This is a genomic window from Pseudonocardia sp. Cha107L01, from assembly GCF_052566575.1.
The window spans coordinates 9,842,729-9,858,910 of sequence record NZ_CP199579.1 but is presented as its reverse complement, the minus strand read 5'-3'; the positions used below and the strand labels follow the sequence as shown (position 1 = coordinate 9,858,910).

Sequence of the window (16,182 nt, the reverse complement as noted above, 5' to 3'; positions counted from 1 at the left end):
GAGCCGAGGTTACTGTGCCAGTGCTCGTCCACCTGGCATTGACGAGTTGTTGACGGGTCTGCTCCATGTTCTTAGTCAGCTCTCAGGCGTCCCACACTGATCCCTCACGGTCATGCGGGACGGTAGTGGGGTACCAGGGGGAGACGGCCGGGGTCGTCGGAGGTCTCCCCAGGTGACCGGCCACCGGAACAAAGAGGTCGACACCAACGTTGATACTGATGGCACGACCCGCCGCAGGAGGTGCGAACCGTCACCATGGTCAACCGACCGAGCGCTGCCGCGCTGCCCGACGCCGCGTCCAACTGGACGCCGCCGAGCTGGGACGAGGTTGTGCGTGAGCACGCTGACCGGGTGTACCGCCTTGCCTACCGGCTCACCGGCAACGCCCACGACGCGGAGGATCTGACCCAGGAGACCTTCATCCGGGTGTTCCGATCGCTGGCCTCGTACCAGCCAGGCACGTTCGAGGGCTGGCTGCACCGCATCACCACGAACCTGTTCCTGGACATGGTGCGCCGGCGGAGCCGGCTGCGCATGGAGGGACTTCCCGACGACACCGACCGGCTCCCCGGTGGCGGCCCGGATCCCGAGCAGATCTACAGCGAGACCCACCTGGACCCGATGCTGCAGGCCTCACTGGACGAGTTGGCCCCGGAGTTCCGGGCGGCGGTGGTGCTGTGCGACATCGAAGGCCTGTCCTACGAGGAGATCGGCGCCACCCTCGGCGTCAAGCTCGGTACGGTGAGGAGCAGGATCCACCGGGGCCGCGCCGCGCTGCGCGAGTCCCTGGAGCGGAACCGGGCGGCTCGGGCCGACATCCAGGTCGGGGACGTGCGAGACACGACCAGCAGGCAGCTGGTCGGGGAGGCTTCGGGAGGTTAGCGAATGACGGAGCTCCGAGGGCAGCCCTCGGCCGGGCCGGCGTGGGGCGGACACATCGCCCTGGACGCCATCGTTGCCTACGTCGACGAGGAGCTGTCGTCGGGAGCGCGGCGACGCGCGCTGGAGCACCTTTCCCGGTGCCCGGAGTGCGCGGCCGAGGTCATCGCCCAGACACAGGCCAGGTTGGCGCTGCGTGGTTCGGCCGCGCCCAGCCTGCCGTCCTCGCTGTTGAGTTCGCTGCGCGCCATCCCACAGGAGACCGAGCTGCCCGCACCACCGGCCGGTCTCGGGGTCGGCCCGAGCGGCGAGCTGGTCTCCATCCTGCGTGAACCGGCCGTACCGAGTGCCCGCCGCCGGCCGGACCGCCGAGCGCGGCTGGGCGCCGGCGCCGTGGTGACCGGTCTCGCCATCGGCGGGCTGATGGTCGCCGGCAACGGGGCCGCCCCGCCCGCGGCCACCACCGCGACCTTCGGCGGCACCAGCTCGATCGGCGGCGTGAGCTCGCTGGACAGTGCGGTACCGGTCACCGGGCTCGGGCCGGTCAAACAGACCAACGCGGAACAGGTACCGGTCTGGGATGCCCGGACGCGGTACGGCGGTGGCACCCTGGTGCGCGCGGTGCCGACACCGGCCCCGAGCAGTGCGCCGATCCCGGCGCCCGCCGTGGTCCGGCACGCACACGGCTGACCCCGCCCGCTTCTGGCTGGCCGCGGCACGCTTCTGAGCTTTGAGCCGGGGCCGCCAACCTCCTACGCTGGCTTCACCCCGGCACGGGCAAGCTAATGGCAGACCTGTGCCCGTGGCACCCTCCTACACGACCCCCAGGAGCTCGGCCGGCGATGAGTGAGCACCAGCCCGACCAGGGCGAGCCCGACCAGGGCGACGAGCCGCCCCGGCTCGCCCCCCGCCCGCTGCTGCGGCCGCCGGTGGACGCCGGCTCGGCGGAGCTGTTCGGCCGGCCGAACGGGGTGGCTGGGGCATTCGAACCGGTGTCCGTCGGCGGCGGTGCCGATCGCGGCGCGGATCGCGGTGGCGACCGGAACGGCTCCTCCTCGAACGGCCGCCGCGTGGAGACCGGGCCACCCCCGCACCATGCGCTGGTCAGCGCCTTCAGCCGGCCACCCGAGGCGGCCACCCCACTGCAGCGGCCACCCGGCGAGCGCACCGACGCCGACGAGCCGGACCCGTTCTGGGAGGGTGGCACCGCCAAGGACCCGTGGCGCGACCCGGCCGCTTCGGTACGGCTCGGGCCGCCGGCGGTGGCGGAGAGCGGACCGGTATCCCTGGCCCGGCCCGAGGGCGCCCGCCTCAGCACCCGCGAGCTGCTGTTCGGCCGCCGGGTCAAGCCGTCCGCGCTGGCGGTGCTCGCGGTGATCGCGCTGTTCATCGGGGCGGTCGGCGGGCTGGTCGGCAAGTGGGCCAGCGATGCGTCGTCCTCGCTCACCGAGCCCGGCGCGACCATCTCGGCGGCCACCCCCGGCAAGGAGCGCCCACCCGGCTCGGTGGCCGACATCGCCGCCCGGGTGGTACCCGCCGTGGTGTCCATCCAGATCAGGATCGGTGACCAGGGTGGTACCGGGTCCGGCGTGGTGCTGGACAAGGAAGGCCACATCCTCACGAACAACCACGTGGTCTCGCCGGCGGTCGGGGTGCCGGGGTCGCAGATCAAGGCGATCTTCTCGGACAACACCCAGGTGCCGGCCGAGGTGGTCGGGCGCGACCCGAAGACCGACCTCGCGGTGATCAAGGTAAATGTGCCGAACCTCACGGTGGCCACGATCGGCAGCTCGGCCGGCCTGGCGGTCGGTGACGGGGTGATCGCGATCGGCTCGCCGCTCGGGCTGGCCAGCACGGTCACCGACGGCATCGTGAGCGCGCTGAACCGCCCGGTGCGACTGGACGGGGAGGGCTCGGACACCAACGCGGTGATCGACGCCATCCAGACCGACGCGGCGATCAACCCGGGTAACTCGGGTGGCCCGCTGGTCGACTCCACCGGGGCGGTGATCGGGCTGAACGCCGCGATCAGCACGTTCGGCTCCGGCGAGAGTGGTTCGATCGGGCTGGGCTTCGCGATCCCCATCGACTACGCCAAGCAGATCGCCGAACAGCTGATCCGGGGTGGCTCGGTGAAGCACGCCGACCTCGGCGTGAATGCCAAGTCGGTCACCGACGACACCAGCGACGGTGCTCAGGTACAGAACGTGCGCCCGGGCAGCGCGGCCGCCGCGGCGGGTATCGTGGAGGGCGACGTGATCGTGAAGCTCGGGGACCGGCACATCGGTTCGGCCAACGAGCTGCAGGTGGCTCAGCAGGAGCACGCGATCGGCGAGCAGGTGCCGATCCAGCTGATCCGGCAGGGGCGCCCGCTCGTGGTGACCGCGACGCTGCATTCGGACTGACGGCTCGGACGAACTCAGGGCTCGGCGAGGTTGAGGGCAGGGCAGGGTGTTCGAGAACGTTGGCTGGGGCGAGATCCTGGTACTGGTCGTGGCCGGCCTGTTCATCCTCGGCCCGGAGCGGCTGCCGGAGGCGGCGGCCTGGCTCGGCAAGACCATCCGCCAGGTGAAGGACTTCGCCTCCGGCGCGCGCGACCAGCTGCGCAACGAGCTCGGACCGGAGTTCGACGAGCTGCGCAAGCCACTCGACGAGCTGCGCGAGCCACTGCGTGACCTGCGCGGGCTGCGTGACTTCGACCCGCGCCGCGCGGTCGTCCGCACCCTGTTCGACGGCGACTCGCCGGGCGTGAAGCCCAACGGGTTCGCCCCGGGTCCCGGTGGTGCGTCCTCGGCGCCGGCAGCCATCCCGCCGGCCGCCCTGCCCCCGGCCGCGCTACCCCCCGTCCGACCCCTCTCACCCGGTGAACGCCCGCCCATCGACCCCGACGCCACCTGACCCGTTCGAGCGCTGAGCCGAGCCGCGGCGTGTAGCTGGCACAGACCGGGTACCGCTCGGACAGACCGTGCACGGCAGGTAGGGGCTGCCGCAGGTCTGTGCGAGCAAGGACTGGCGCCGTGCCGGCCGGTACCGCGTCTCACGAGCGCGGGTGGCTCGCACAGACCGCGTATGACTCGCACAGGCCCTGCAAGGCCTGTGCGAGCTGTTCCAGGTCTGTGCCGGCCAAGTTCTGGCGCTAGGCGTTGACAGGATGAGCCGGCACCTGCCGGTGGATGGCCCAGTCGCGGCGCCGTGCTCATCCGGGGCGCTGTGCTCATCCAGGGCGCCGTGCTCGCGCAGCGCCGTGCCCACAGAGCGTTGTGCCGCCGTACAGAGCGTTGTGCCGCCGTACAGACCGTCTGCCGCTTATTGCCGCCACACGGACCGTCAGGCGCGCCGCACTCTGCTTACCGCCGCACAGACCGACAGGCACGCCGCACCCTGCTGACCGCCGCATCTCCGGCGGCCGGGTGAGAACAGCACGGATCATGACAGGCGACACCGATTCAAGATCATAGTAACGCCAGTACGGTATTTGCTGTCTACGACAAGACTGGAGTTACCTTCAGCGGTGAACTCGGCGCGTTCACGTGCGCAGCGAGCCGCGCCCGCCTCTATCGTTGGCGCCCGCCCGGAATTCCCGGTGCATGTCTCGCCGGTCTGCTCCGGCAGCGGCGTCAGCACGGCGGGGTGAGAGGTGGCCGGCTGCGCGGTATCGGATCGCGGCCGCTGTAGGTGCCCGGCCCGACGGCACAGACCACGCCTAGGCCGCACAGACTCTGGAGCGTCTGTGCGGCCTGCACGCGGTCTGTGTGAGCCGGAGAGCCGGCTAGCCGAGCAGGGGCGGGCGGCGTCGGTGCCAGTCGGTGGCCTGTTGGTAGGCGTGCGCGGCGGCCAGGACAGCGGCGTCGGCGTGCCGGGGGCCGACGATCTGCAGCCCGATCGGCAGCCCGTCCGAGGTGAACCCGCAGGGCACGCTGACGGCCGGCTGCTGGGTCATGTTGAACGGGTAGGTGAACGGCGTCCAGCTGGTCCACCGCCGACCGTCCCAGCCCGGCGGCACCTCCACCCCGCCGGCGAAGGCGGCGATCGGCATCGTCGGCGTGAGCAGCAGCGGGTAGTCCTGGTGGAACGCGCCCATCCGGGTGCCCAGCTCGTTGCGCACCGCCATCGCGGACAGGTAGTCGATCGCGCTGTACCGCCCGCCGGCGTCCACGATCTCGGCCAGCCCGGGGTCCAGCCTCGCCCGCGCCGCCCCGTCCAGGTTCTCGGTGGACTTGGCCGCGCCGGCGAACCACAGCACGTGGAACGCCTCGACCGGGTCCGTGAACCCCGGATCGACAGCGGAGACCTCGGCACCGAGCGAGCCGAACACCGCGACGGCGGCCTCGAACGCGGCCGCAACCTCGGGGTGCACCGACACGAAACCCAGCGTCGGGCTGGCCGCGATGCGCAACCCGGAGACGCCGTCGCCCAACGCCGACAGACACGACCGGTCCATCGCGGCCAGCGCCCAGGCGTCCCGCGCGTCGAAGCCGGCAACCACGTCCAGCAGCAGCGCCGCGTCGGCCGCCGTCCTGGTCATCGGCCCGACGTGGGCGAGCGTGCCGAACGGGCTGCCGGGGTGGTGCGGAACCCGTCCGTAGGTCGGCTTGTGCGCCACGATCCCGCTGAACGAGGCCGGGATGCGCACCGAGCCGCCGCCGTCGGTGCCCAGGCTCAACGCACCCATACCGAGCGCCACCGCCGCCGCGCTGCCGCCGCTGGAGCCGCCCGCGGTGAGCTCCGGCCGCCACGGGTTGCCGGTGACGCCGAAGCGGGGGGAGTCGGTGACGCCCTTCCAGGCCAGCTCCGGGGTGGTGGTCTTGCCGAGCAGGACCGCGCCCTGTTCCTTGACGCGGGCCACCGGCGGTCCGTCCACCTCCCACGGGCCGGACTCGTCCACCGTGTGCGAGCCGCGCAGGGTCGGCCAGCCCTTGGTCAGCAGGATGTCCTTGATCGAGGTGGGCACGCCGTCCAGCACACCCATCGGCTCGCCCCGCCGCCACCGCTGCTCGCTGGCCCGCGCGGCGTCCAGCGCCCCGGCGGGGTCCAGCAGGCAGTAGGCGTTGACCTGCGTGTTGAGCTGCTCCACCCGGTCGAGCGCGTCCTGGGTGGCGCGCACCGGGGACAGCTCGCCGGACCGGTACGCGGCCAGTAGCTCGGTCGCGCTGAGGTCGGCGGTCGAGCCTTCGGTCGCCGGGCTCACCGGTGCGGTCATCTACAGGCTCCCTGAGGTTACGTATCCGTGGGTTTTGTCGACCACGTTGCGAAGGGGCTGGCCAGCGCGGTAGCGGGCCAGGTTGTCGGTGAACAGGCCGACCAGTGACTGCCGCCAGCCGACCGCGTCGCCGGACATGTGCGGCGAGACGATGACGCCGGGCAGCGTCCACAGCGGCGAGTCGGCGGGCAGCGGCTCGGCCTCGAACACGTCCAGCGCCGCGCCGGCCAGCCGCCCGGACCGGATCGCCTCGACGACGTCGTCCTGCACCACCAGTGCGCCCCGCCCCACGTTGATCAGGCGGGCCCTCGGCGGCAGCAGTGCCAGCGAGGTGGCGTTGACCATGCCCCTGGTCTGCTCGGTCAGCGGCGCGGCCAGCACCAGGTAGTCGGTGTCGCCCAGCAGTGCCGGCAGCTCCTCGGCGGCGTGCACGCCGGGCCGGGCGCGCCGCCCGACCAGCCGCACCCGCATGCCGACCGCGCCCAGCAGCGCCGCGATGGCCTCGCCGATCGGGCCGCCGCCCACCACCACGGCCGTCGACCCGGCGACCGTCTCGGTCTCCCGGTGCCGCCACTCGCCCCGTTCCTGCAGCCGCAGCGTGTGCGGCAGGTCCTTCGCGAAGGCCAGCACCAGGCCCAGCACGTACTCCGCCATCGGGGTGTCGAACACGCCGCGGGAGTTGGTGACCACCACGTCGGAGGTGAGCATCTCGTCGAACATCAGCCGGTCCACCCCGGCGCTCGCGGTGTGCACCCAGCGCAGGCTGTCGGCGGCCGGCCAGCTGGTCCGCACCACGTCCCCGATGGTGAAGTCCCAGACCAGCAGGGCGTCCGCGCCGGGCAGCGAACCGGCCAGCTGGGGGGCCGTCGCGTAGCGGATCGTGGCGTCAAGATCTGTGGCCGCGACCCGGGCTTCAAGATCGGGTGGAAGATCAGTCGAATGGAGCACGACCAGCACCGGATCAGTGCGCTGAGCTGGTGAAACGGACACTCAGGGATACCTCATGACGGTGGTGTTAACGGACGGGTGGGGCCATTGACACGCTAGGAAGCGCTCGTATGATTGTCAACAATCCGCGGTTCGGTTGGCTGGGTACAGTTGACTCGTGGGTCGTTCGGTAAGGGGCTCAAAGTTTCGTCGCGGGGAGTACTGCATGCCTCGAAAGCTGCGCATCACGTTGGCCAAGCGCGGGGTGTCCTGCCTCGCCGAGTTGTTGGAGAAAGAGGCACCGCGCACCTGTGATGCGGTCTGGGCGGCGTTGCCCCAGGCCGGCGATGCGCAGCACGCCAAATACGCCCGCAACGAGGTCTACACGATGGTGCCGCGGTTCGCAGAGCAGGAGGTCGGCCTGGAGAACCCCACCGTCACCCCGATCCCCGGTGACGTGGTCTATTTCTCCTTCCCCGGCGGCATGCTCGACGAGGAGTTCAAGCAAGACAAGGGTGTCGCCGGGCTGCCCGGCGTGATCGATCTGGCCATCTTCTACGGTCGGAACAACCTGCTGCTCAACGGCGATGTCGGCTGGGTGCCCGGCAATGTCTACGCGACGATCACCGAGGGGCTGGACGTGATGGCGCAGGCGTGCCATGACGTGTGGCGCTCCGGCAGCGTCGGTGAACGGTTGGTTTACGAACGGCACTCTGAGGCCTAAGGCGGTCCGCCGATGCCCACCGAGCTCTCCGTGGCCTTTGTCGAGGCCACCACCAACCAACGGGGTATCGGCGTGGTCGCCCCGTTCGACTTCGCACTGGATCGCGAGCTCTGGCGCTGGGTGCCGGACAACGTCTCGCTGTACCTGACCCGGATGCCGTTCTTCACCACCCCGGTGACGGTGGAGATGGCCACGGCGGTGAGCGAGCGCGGGGTGGTCCGCCGCGCGACCCGTGACGTGCTCACTCCGGAACCGGACGTGGTGACCTACGCGTGCGCGTCGGGCAGCTTCGTCAACGGCATCCTGGGCGAGCGGCTGCTGGTGCGCACCATGGTCGACGCCGGCGCACCGGCCGCCTGCACCACCTCGGGCGCCCTGGTCGACGCACTGAGCCTGCTCGGTATCAGGAAGCTGGCCATTGCCACCCCGTACGTGGACGCGGTGACCGACCGGCTGGTCCACTACCTGGCGGAGAACGGCGTGCAGACGGTGTCCAGGGACGGGCTGGGCCTGCTCGGGCACATCTGGCGGGTGCCGTACCACACGGTGGTCGACATCGTCCGCTCCGTCGACTCGCCGGACGCGGACGCGATGTTCATCAGCTGCACCAACCTGCCCACCTACGACGTGATCGAGCCGCTGGAGCAGGCGCTCGGCAAGCCGGTGCTCACCGCGAACCAGGTCACGATGTGGGCCGCGCTGCGCGCGATGGACCTGCGCGGCGTCGGGGTCGGGCAGAGCCTGCTGGCCGTCGAGGAGGCGTCCGCCGCCTGAGAGCGCCGCTGGCCTCAGTGGTCAGATTGAATACCAAATCGCCTCGCTGAGAAGTGTGGCGGGCGATTAACGTCGTATTTACCGCCAAGGGCTGGCGATCCGCCCGAAACTGTATACCGTTTCGAACTTATGGCGGCCGAGTCGACGATCATGATCGTCAACCCGAACACGGCCACCGCGATGACCGAGGCGATCGTGGCGGCGGCCCGGCGGGTGGCCTCGCCGGGCACCACGCTCCTCGGCGGGACCCCGGCGAGCGGGGTCAGCGCGGTGGAGAGCAACGTCGACGAGGTCTGGGGCTCGGTCGGCGTGCTCGAACAGGTCCACCGCGGCGAGCGCCTCGGTGTGCACGGCTACCTGGTGGCCTGTTTCGGCGACACCGGGGTGGCCGCCGCGAAGGAGCTGGCCGCCGGGCCCGTCGTCGGCATGACCGAGGCCGCGCTGCTCACCGCGGCGCTGATCGCCACCCGGTTCACCGTCGTCACCATGCCGCGCCGCACCCGCGAGCAGTCGCACCGGGTCGTGCGGGCGCTGGGCCTGGAGCACCGCTGCGCCATCCGGGCCGTCGACGTGGGAGTGGCCGAGGTGGCCGGCGGCTCGGCGCACCTGCTGGACGTGTTCGCCGAGCAGGGCCGCGCCGCGCTGGACGAGGACGGCGCCGAGGCGGTGGTACTCGGCTGCGCGGGGCTGACCGAGCTGGTCGAGCCGCTGACCGCCGCGCTCGGTGTGCCGGTCGTCGAGGGTGTCGCCGCCGGTGTGCGGCTGGTCGAGAGCCTGCTCGCCCTGGGTCTGAGCACGTCCCGGGTGGGCAGCTACGCGGCGCCGGAGCGGCTGGGTCCGGTGGCCCGGTGAGCGCCGGAGCGGCTGGGCCCGGTGGCCCGGTGAGCGCCACGCCGGCTGGGCCCGGCGGCCCGGCGACGCTGTTCACCGACGTGCTGGTGTACCGCGCGGAGGCCCCCGGCGGCGTGCTCGGCCCGACCGACGTACTCGTCGAGGGCGACCGGATCACGGTCATCGGCGCCGAGGCCCGCCACCGTGCCGCGCGTGCCGAGGTGATCGCCGGCCACGGTCACCACCTGCTGGTCCCGGGGCTGGTCAACGCGCACTTCCACTCGCCGGCCAACCACCTCAAGGGAGCGCTGCCCAGCCTGCCGCTGGAGCTGTTCATGCTCTACGAGTCGCCGGCGGCGGAGGCGTTGCGGCCGACGCCGAGGGAGGCCTACCTGCGCACCGCGCTCGGTGTGCTGGAGATGCTGCGCGGGGGCACCACCGCCGTGCAGGACGACGCCTTCCTGATGCCGGACCCCGAGCCGGCGGTGATCGACGCGATCCTTCAGGCCTACGCCGACCTCGGCATCCGGGCCACCGTGGCACTGGATCAGCCGGAGCTGCCCGAGGTGGCCAAGCTGCCGTTCCTGGAGCAGCTCGCGCCCGCTGAGCTGCTCGACGAGCTGCGCCGGCCGGCACCGATGGCCCCGGGTCAACTGCTCGAGCGGTACGAGCACCTGATCACCCACTGGCACGGGGCCGCCGACGGCCGGCTGCGGGCCGCCGTGTCGATCTCGGCGCCGCAGCGGGTCAGCCCGGAGTACTTCGCCGCGCTCGACGACCTCAGCCGCCGCCACCGGCTGCCGCTGTTCGCGCACCTGCTGGAGACGAAGACGCAGCGGGTGCTCGCCGCCGAGCAGCCCAGGTTCGCCGGCCGCTCGCTGGTCCGCTACACCGCCGACCTCGGCCTGCTCAGCGACCGGCTGAACGTGATCCACGCGGTGTGGACCGACGAGGACGACCTGGACCTGATCGCCGCCGCCGGGTCGGTGATCGTGCACAACCCGGTGAGCAACCTGCGCCTGGGCAGCGGCGTGATGCCGTTCCGGGCCGCCCGGGACCGGGGTATCCCGATCGCGCTCGGGGTGGACGAGGCGATCTGCAACGACGCCGTCGACATGTGGAGCGTGGTGCGCACCGCCGGGCTGATCCACAACATCACCGGCCTGGACAGCGACCGGTGGCCGTCGGCGGCGGAGGTGCTGGACTGCCTGTGGCACGGTGGTGCGGCGGCCATGCTGCGCGGCGGCGAGCTGGGTGCGGTGGCCGAGGGGCAGCTGGCCGACCTGGCGCTGCTGGACCTGCACAGCCTCGCGTTCACGCCGCTCAACGACGTGCCCGGCCAGCTGGTGTACTGCGAGACCGGGTCCAGCGTGGTGCTGACCATGGTGGCCGGGCGGGTGGTGTTCGAGCACGGCCGGGTGACGACCGCCGACGAGGCCCAGCTGCTCGCCGAGGTGCGCGAGGTGTTCGCCGGCAAGCGCCGGGCGTTGGAGGCCGCGCACGCCGACGCCGGCCGCCTGTTCCCGCTCTACCAGCGGGTGGTCCGCGCCGCCGCGGCCGCCGACGTCGGCCTGACCCGTTGGGTGGCCTCCGGATGACGCTCGACATGCCATGGCCCGCGCCGCGCGACCGCTACCGGTACGCGCCGATCGTGGGACGCCCCGGCGGCGGCTGGCCGAACGGCAAGGGCCTCGCGGTGTACGTCGCCGTCGGCGTGGAGGAGTACCGCTTCGGCGACGGGCACACCGAGGACCTGCTGCCCGGCGTGGCGTTCCCGGACCTGGTGAACACCGCGTGGCGCGACTACGGCAACCGGGTCGGCGTGTTCCGGCTGCTGGACCGGCTGGCGGGCCACGGCATCCCGCCGACCGTGCTGCTCAACACCATGGTCTACGACTCGGCGCCGGACGTCCCGATCGCGGCCCGCCGCCTGGGCGCGGAGATCGTCGGGCACGGCATCAGCAACTCCGACTCGCTGGCCGGCCTGTCCGAGGAGCGGGAGAGCGCCTACCTGGCCGCGGTCGCCCGGCGGATCACGGTCGAGGAGGGTGCGCCGCCAGGTGGCTGGTCCAGTCCGTGGCTGGCGCACACCGAGGCCACCCCGGACCTGCTCGCCGCCGCCGGCTACCGCTACCTGCTCGACCTGCGCCCGGACGACCAGCCGGTCTGGCTGGCCACCACCTCGACGCCGCTGCTGTCGATCCCGTACGCGCTGGAGCTCAACGACAGCAGCACGGTGATCGGGCGCGGAGCCAGCGCGGCGGAGTTCGCTGACATGATCATCGACGAGTTCGACGAGCTGCTGGCCGCCTCGGCGGAGCAGCCGCTGGTGATGAGCGTGGTGCTGCACTCCTACATCTCCGGCGTGCCGTTCCGGCTGCGCCAGCTCAGCAGGGCGCTGGCCCACCTGCGGGCGCACGCCGACCAGGTGTGGTTCACCCGGCCGGGCGAGATCTACCGGGCCTTCGCGGAGCTGGTGCCGCCGCCGACCGCCGGCGCCCAGCCGGCCGGTGCCCGGGACTGAAAGTCGATTCTGAATACCGAATCTTCGATGATTCATAGATGACCAGTGCGTTTACCTCGGATTTGGGCGGGTTCACGTCCCCGGCGGGGTGCCGGTCCACCGGGCCGGCGTCCTGGTCGGCGCGGTCGCGGTATCCGGCGCCTCCAGTGCGGAGGACCACGACCTGGCCACCCTCGCCGCCGCCACCCTCGCCGCCGCCACCCCGCCCACCACCGCCCCGCCACCCCCGGAACCCCCCGCGAGTCGGGGCTCTCAGCACACTGAGTCGGGGTTCTCAGCACACCGGTCAGGTCGCGTCGTCGATGCCCCGGACGGTGAGCAGCGCCCGCAGCGACTCCAGCCGGTCCCGCTCGATATGGGTGTAGGCCACCGACTCGGCGACCCGCTCGTTGCCGGAGTCGATGGCCTCGAGCAGCTCGCGGTGGCCGTCGTAGGCGTCCACCGGGTCGAGCTCGGAGGTCATGAAGAACAGCCACATCATCCGGCCGGCCACCGAGCGCATCAGCGAACCCATCAGCTCGTTGTCGGTCAGCTCGACCACGACCTCGTGGAACCGGGTGCTGTCGGCGGCGATGCGGTACGGGTCGCCGCTGGCCAGGCCGCCCCGGGAGCGTTCCAGCACCTCCCGCAGCGGAGCCACGCTGGCGCCGGCCGCAACCTGGCGGGCGGCGAACCGGGCCGCCCCGACCTCGAGGCACAGCCGCAGGTCGAACAGGTCGTGCGCGGCCTTGGCGGTCCAGGTGGTGACGATCGCGCCGCGCCGGGGAAGGGTGCGGACGAACCCGTCGACCTCCAGCAGCGGGACGGCCTCGCGCAGCGGGACGCGGGAGACCGCGAGCTCCTCGGCGAGGCGCTGCTCGGTGAGCCGGGAGCCCTGCGGATAGCGCCCGCGGATGATGCCCTCGCGCAGGGCGGCGTAGATCTGGCGGGAGAGCGAATCCGGCCGGGCCGACGGGTCCGCCGCCCGATCGGGCACCGTGGGGTCGATCGGCTCCGCCATACCTGATCCTCCCTCCGCGCTCCGGTGAACGAATTCTCCAGTACGCCGACGACTCGGGCCGAAGCAGCCATGCGGGGACCGACCGCCCCAGTTAGGATTGTTCACAATCATGCAAAGCATCGGATTTCTTTACCCTGGATACAGCGCCGAGGACGACTACCCGACCGCGCAGCGGTTACTCGGGGACTCACCCCGGCTCCGCCTGGTGCACACCGAGATGCGTGAGGACGCGCACCGGGTGGACGCCCTGTTGGACATCGGCTCCGACGACGTATTGGCCGCCGGAGTGCGCGACCTGGCGGACTCGGCAGGGCCGGCCGAGGAACCGGCGTGCGACGCGGTCATCTGGGCGTGCACCTCCGGTAGTTTCGTGTTCGGCTGGGACGGCGCGTCCGAGCAGGTGGCGGCGTTGCAAGAAGTGGCGGGTGCGCCCGCGTCGAGCACCTCGTTCGCGTTCACCGACGCCTGCGGGCGGCTCGGGGTCAGTCGGGTCGCGGTGGCCGCCACCTACCCGGCCGACGTGGCGGAGCGGTTCGTGACGTTCCTGGCCACCGCCGGCATCTCGGTGGTGCAGCTGTCCACGCTGGGCATCGTCACCGCCGCCGAGGTCGGCACGTTGGGCCGCGACCGGGTGCTCGAGGTGGCCGCCGCCGGTGACCACCCGGACGCCGAGGCCGTCCTGCTGCCGGACACCGCGCTGCACACCATGGCGTGGCTGGACGAGCTGGAGCAGCGCCTCGGCAAGCCGGTGCTCACCGCCAACCAGGTCAGCATCTGGCAGGGCCTGCGCCTGGCCGGCGACCGAACCGCCCGGACCGGCCTCGGCCGGCTGTTCACCGAGCCGCCGGCGGAGCTGCCCCCGGCCGACTCCTCGCCCGGGAACCCCGCGTGACCCTGGGCGGCGGTGACCTCGAGCCGGTCAACCGCGAGTCCACCCCCGCCCTGGTCGCCGACCAGCTCCGCCGCGCGATCATGCGCGGAACCCTGGGCCCTGGCACGCAGCTCGGCGAGGTCGAGCTGGCCAGCCGCCTCGGGGTCAGTCGCGGTCCGCTGCGCGAGGCCATGCAGCGGCTCATCGCCGAGGGGCTGCTGCTCAGTCAGCGTCACCGCGGCATCTTCGTCCGGGATCTGGACACCGACGACGTGCGGGACGTGTACACCGCGCGGCTGGCGGTGGAGCAGGCGGCCGGGCGGCTGATCCTGAGCAGTGGCGCGGGCCCGTCGGTGGCGGCGCTGCTCACCGAGGCGCTGCGGTCGATGGAGGACGCCGCCCGCGCCGGTGACGCGGTGGCGCTGGCCGACGCCGACCACGCGTTCCACGCCACCCTGGTGGCCGCGTCCGGCAGCCCTCGACTGCGCCGGATGGCCGACGGGCTGCTGGTGGAGACCCGGATGTGCCTGGCCGCGCTGCAGCAGACCGCGCCGCCGGCCGGCGCCCTGCTCGCCGAGCACCGGCTGCTGCGGGACGCCATGCGGGCCGGCGACGCCGCCCGGCTCGCCGCCGTGCTTGAGGAGCACATGGCCGACGCGGTGGACCGCATCGTGGGCGCCCGCGAACAGGCGATCTCAGCCCCCGGGGCACCCGAACCCGGCCTGCCTACCGCCGGCTGACACCCCGGCCCGCGCGGGGTCGCCGCCGCCGGCGGTTGTCGGCGGGCCTGGGGCGGGGGCACGCTGGAGGGGTGGGGTACCAGGTGCTCGCGCAGGCCACCGTGGCGGCGCACTTCCTGTTCCTGGCGTACCTGCTGGTCGGCGGCTATCTGGCCTGGTCGGCCCGCTGGCGGTGGACCGTGCTGGCACACGCCGCGGTGGTCGGCTGGGGGATCTCCATCGTGACCGTCGGCCAGGACTGCCCGCTGACCTGGTTGGAGAACTGGGCCCGTGAGCGTGCCGGCCAGCGGGGCCTGGCCCGGGGTTTCGTGGACACGTACCTGACCGGGGTGATCTACCCCGCGCACTACCTGACCGAGGTCCGGGTGCTGGTCGGGCTCGTGGTGCTGGTCTCCTGGGTCGGCCTGGCGGTGCGCTGGACCAGGCCCAGAGCACCGTCAGCGAGATCAGCGAACTGAGGTCAGCGAGCGCAACCGTTCCTGATCAACGCAGCTGGTCGGCCAGCTCAGTACTCGACTCAGTGCTTCACCGGGCTGATGTTCAACGACATGCCGGCCAGGCCGCGGGAGCGGGTGGTCAGCCGCGTCGCGATCCCCTCGAGGGCCTTGGCGGCCGCCGTCTCCGGTGCCGAGAGCACCAGCGGGGTTCCGCTGTCGCCGGACTCGCGCAGCCTGGTGTCGAGCGGGACCTGGCCGAGCAGCGGCACCGAGGCGCCGAGCGCGGTGGACAGCGACTCGGAGACCGCCTTGCCGCCTCCGGAGCCGAAGATCTCCATCCGGCTGCCGTCCGGCATCTCCAGCCAGGACATGTTCTCGACCACACCGACCAGTCGCTGGTGGGTCTGCAACGCAATCGACCCGGCCCGCTCGGCCACTTCGGCGGCTGCCTGCTGCGGCGTGGTCACCACCATGAGCTCCGCGTTCGGGATCAGCTGGGCGCAGGAGATGGCGATGTCACCGGTGCCCGGCGGCAGGTCGAGCAGCAGTACGTCCAGGTCGCCCCAGAACACGTCGGCGAGGAACTGCTGCAGCGCGCGGTGCAGCATCGGGCCACGCCAGGTCACCGGGGTGTTGCCCTGGGTGAACATGCCGATCGAGATGACCTTCACGCCGTGCGCCTGCGGCGGCATGATCATGTCGTCGACCTTGGTGGGCCTGGTGTTGGCGCCGAGCATCCGGGGCACCGAGTGCCCGTAGATATCCGCGTCCAGCACGCCGACGGACAGGCCCTTCGCGGCCATCGAGGCGGCCAGGTTCACCGTCACCGAGGACTTGCCGACTCCGCCCTTGCCGGACGCGACGCAGTACACCCTGGTCAGCGAGCCCGGTTCGGCGAACGGGATGGTCGGCTCGGCCGATCCGCCGCGCAGCGACTTGCGCAGCTCGGTGCGCTGTTCATCGCTCATCACGTCGAGCTCGACCTCGACGGCCCGGACACCGGCCACGGCGGACACCGCCGCGCGGACCCGATTGGTGATCGTCTCGCGCATCGGGCAGCCGGCCACGGTCAGCCAGACGGCCACCTTGACGGTGCCGTCCGCGGCGATCGCGACGTCCTTGACCATGCCGAGCTCGGTGATCGGCTTATGGATCTCCGGGTCCTCGACCTTGGACAGCGCGGCGCGCACGGCCTCGTCGCTGACGCCGGCGCCCGCGTAGGGGGTGTGCGAAGTCGTGGTCATCGGTCCCATCCTACGTGCGGATATGGAGAGG

General features: G+C 72.0%; 16 protein-coding genes. 12 read left to right on the top strand and 4 right to left on the bottom strand.

The features are described 5' to 3' along the window. Positions 1 to 255: 255 nt before the first annotated feature. The 4 genes from sigE (at position 256) to tatB (ending at position 3,777) form a co-directional block, all read left to right on the top strand. Complete coding sequence (gene sigE, locus ACTXG6_RS46460) at positions 256 to 882, top strand: RNA polymerase sigma factor SigE (protein ID WP_445185677.1); 627 nt, start codon at positions 256 to 258, stop codon at positions 880 to 882. A gap of 3 nt (positions 883 to 885) precedes the next feature. Beyond that, positions 886 to 1,569, top strand: a complete 684-nt coding sequence (locus ACTXG6_RS46455; RefSeq protein WP_445185676.1) for an anti-sigma factor family protein — start codon at positions 886 to 888, stop codon at positions 1,567 to 1,569. Positions 1,570 to 1,721: 152 nt separating this feature from the next. Beyond that, positions 1,722 to 3,284 carry a trypsin-like peptidase domain-containing protein gene (locus tag ACTXG6_RS46450; protein ID WP_445185675.1) on the top strand — a complete coding sequence of 521 codons (1,563 nt, stop codon included), beginning with the start codon at positions 1,722 to 1,724 and terminating at the stop codon, positions 3,282 to 3,284. Between the two features lie 46 nt (positions 3,285 to 3,330). Further along, positions 3,331 to 3,777 carry a Sec-independent protein translocase protein TatB gene (gene tatB, locus ACTXG6_RS46445; protein WP_445185674.1) on the top strand — a complete coding sequence of 149 codons (447 nt, stop codon included), beginning with the start codon at positions 3,331 to 3,333 and terminating at the stop codon, positions 3,775 to 3,777. Between the two features lie 871 nt (positions 3,778 to 4,648). Here the strand turns inward: tatB and ACTXG6_RS46440 are convergent. Both ACTXG6_RS46440 and ACTXG6_RS46435 read right to left on the bottom strand, forming a co-directional pair. Next, positions 4,649 to 6,079 (bottom strand): amidase, encoded by a 1,431-nt coding sequence (locus ACTXG6_RS46440; protein ID WP_445185673.1) that lies wholly within the window; start codon positions 6,077 to 6,079, stop codon positions 4,649 to 4,651. Further along, positions 6,080 to 7,027 carry a D-2-hydroxyacid dehydrogenase gene (locus ACTXG6_RS46435; RefSeq protein ID WP_445185672.1) on the bottom strand — a complete coding sequence of 316 codons (948 nt, stop codon included), beginning with the start codon at positions 7,025 to 7,027 and terminating at the stop codon, positions 6,080 to 6,082. A gap of 205 nt (positions 7,028 to 7,232) precedes the next feature. On the opposite strand from ACTXG6_RS46435, the gene ACTXG6_RS46430 reads away from it, so the two are divergent. The 5 genes from ACTXG6_RS46430 (at position 7,233) to ACTXG6_RS46410 (ending at position 11,859) form a co-directional block, all read left to right on the top strand. After that, positions 7,233 to 7,730, top strand: a complete 498-nt coding sequence (locus ACTXG6_RS46430; RefSeq protein ID WP_445185671.1) for a DUF3830 family protein — start codon at positions 7,233 to 7,235, stop codon at positions 7,728 to 7,730. A 12-nt stretch (positions 7,731 to 7,742) separates the two neighbouring features. Further along, complete coding sequence (locus ACTXG6_RS46425) at positions 7,743 to 8,504, top strand: maleate cis-trans isomerase family protein (RefSeq protein WP_445185670.1); 762 nt, start codon at positions 7,743 to 7,745, stop codon at positions 8,502 to 8,504. Positions 8,505 to 8,633: 129 nt separating this feature from the next. Then, positions 8,634 to 9,356 carry an aspartate/glutamate racemase family protein gene (locus ACTXG6_RS46420; protein WP_445185669.1) on the top strand — a complete coding sequence of 241 codons (723 nt, stop codon included), beginning with the start codon at positions 8,634 to 8,636 and terminating at the stop codon, positions 9,354 to 9,356. 29 nt (positions 9,357 to 9,385) lie between these two features. Then, positions 9,386 to 10,933 (top strand): amidohydrolase family protein, encoded by a 1,548-nt coding sequence (locus tag ACTXG6_RS46415; RefSeq protein ID WP_445185668.1) that lies wholly within the window; start codon positions 9,386 to 9,388, stop codon positions 10,931 to 10,933. Next, positions 10,930 to 11,859, top strand: a complete 930-nt coding sequence (locus ACTXG6_RS46410) for a polysaccharide deacetylase family protein (protein WP_445185667.1) — start codon at positions 10,930 to 10,932, stop codon at positions 11,857 to 11,859. The genes ACTXG6_RS46415 and ACTXG6_RS46410 overlap by 4 nt, the downstream gene beginning before the upstream one ends. 286 nt (positions 11,860 to 12,145) lie before the next feature. Here the strand turns inward: ACTXG6_RS46410 and ACTXG6_RS46405 are convergent, their stop codons facing one another. Beyond that, on the bottom strand, positions 12,146 to 12,859 hold the full coding sequence (locus tag ACTXG6_RS46405; RefSeq protein ID WP_445185666.1) for a GntR family transcriptional regulator: 714 nt from the start codon (positions 12,857 to 12,859) through the stop codon (positions 12,146 to 12,148). 109 nt (positions 12,860 to 12,968) lie between these two features. Here ACTXG6_RS46405 and ACTXG6_RS46400 point away from each other — a divergent pair, with 109 nt between their 5' ends. The 3 genes from ACTXG6_RS46400 (at position 12,969) to ACTXG6_RS46390 (ending at position 14,928) form a co-directional block, all read left to right on the top strand. Next, the gene (locus ACTXG6_RS46400) at positions 12,969 to 13,751 is read left to right on the top strand and encodes a maleate cis-trans isomerase family protein (RefSeq protein WP_445185665.1); all 783 of its coding nucleotides are present in this window, start codon (positions 12,969 to 12,971) and stop codon (positions 13,749 to 13,751) included. Then, positions 13,748 to 14,470: a GntR family transcriptional regulator gene (locus ACTXG6_RS46395; RefSeq protein ID WP_445185664.1), complete on the top strand. Its 723-nt coding sequence runs from the start codon at positions 13,748 to 13,750 to the stop codon at positions 14,468 to 14,470. Before ACTXG6_RS46400 ends, ACTXG6_RS46395 begins: the two co-directional genes overlap by 4 nt. 71 nt (positions 14,471 to 14,541) lie before the next feature. Continuing rightward, positions 14,542 to 14,928: a DUF2784 domain-containing protein gene (locus ACTXG6_RS46390; protein WP_445185663.1), complete on the top strand. Its 387-nt coding sequence runs from the start codon at positions 14,542 to 14,544 to the stop codon at positions 14,926 to 14,928. Positions 14,929 to 14,987: 59 nt separating this feature from the next. Here ACTXG6_RS46390 and ACTXG6_RS46385 read toward each other — a convergent pair whose 3' ends face one another. Next, positions 14,988 to 16,151, bottom strand: coding sequence for an Mrp/NBP35 family ATP-binding protein (locus tag ACTXG6_RS46385; protein ID WP_445185662.1), 1,164 nt, complete (start codon positions 16,149 to 16,151; stop codon positions 14,988 to 14,990). Between the last annotated feature and the right edge of the window lie 31 nt (positions 16,152 to 16,182).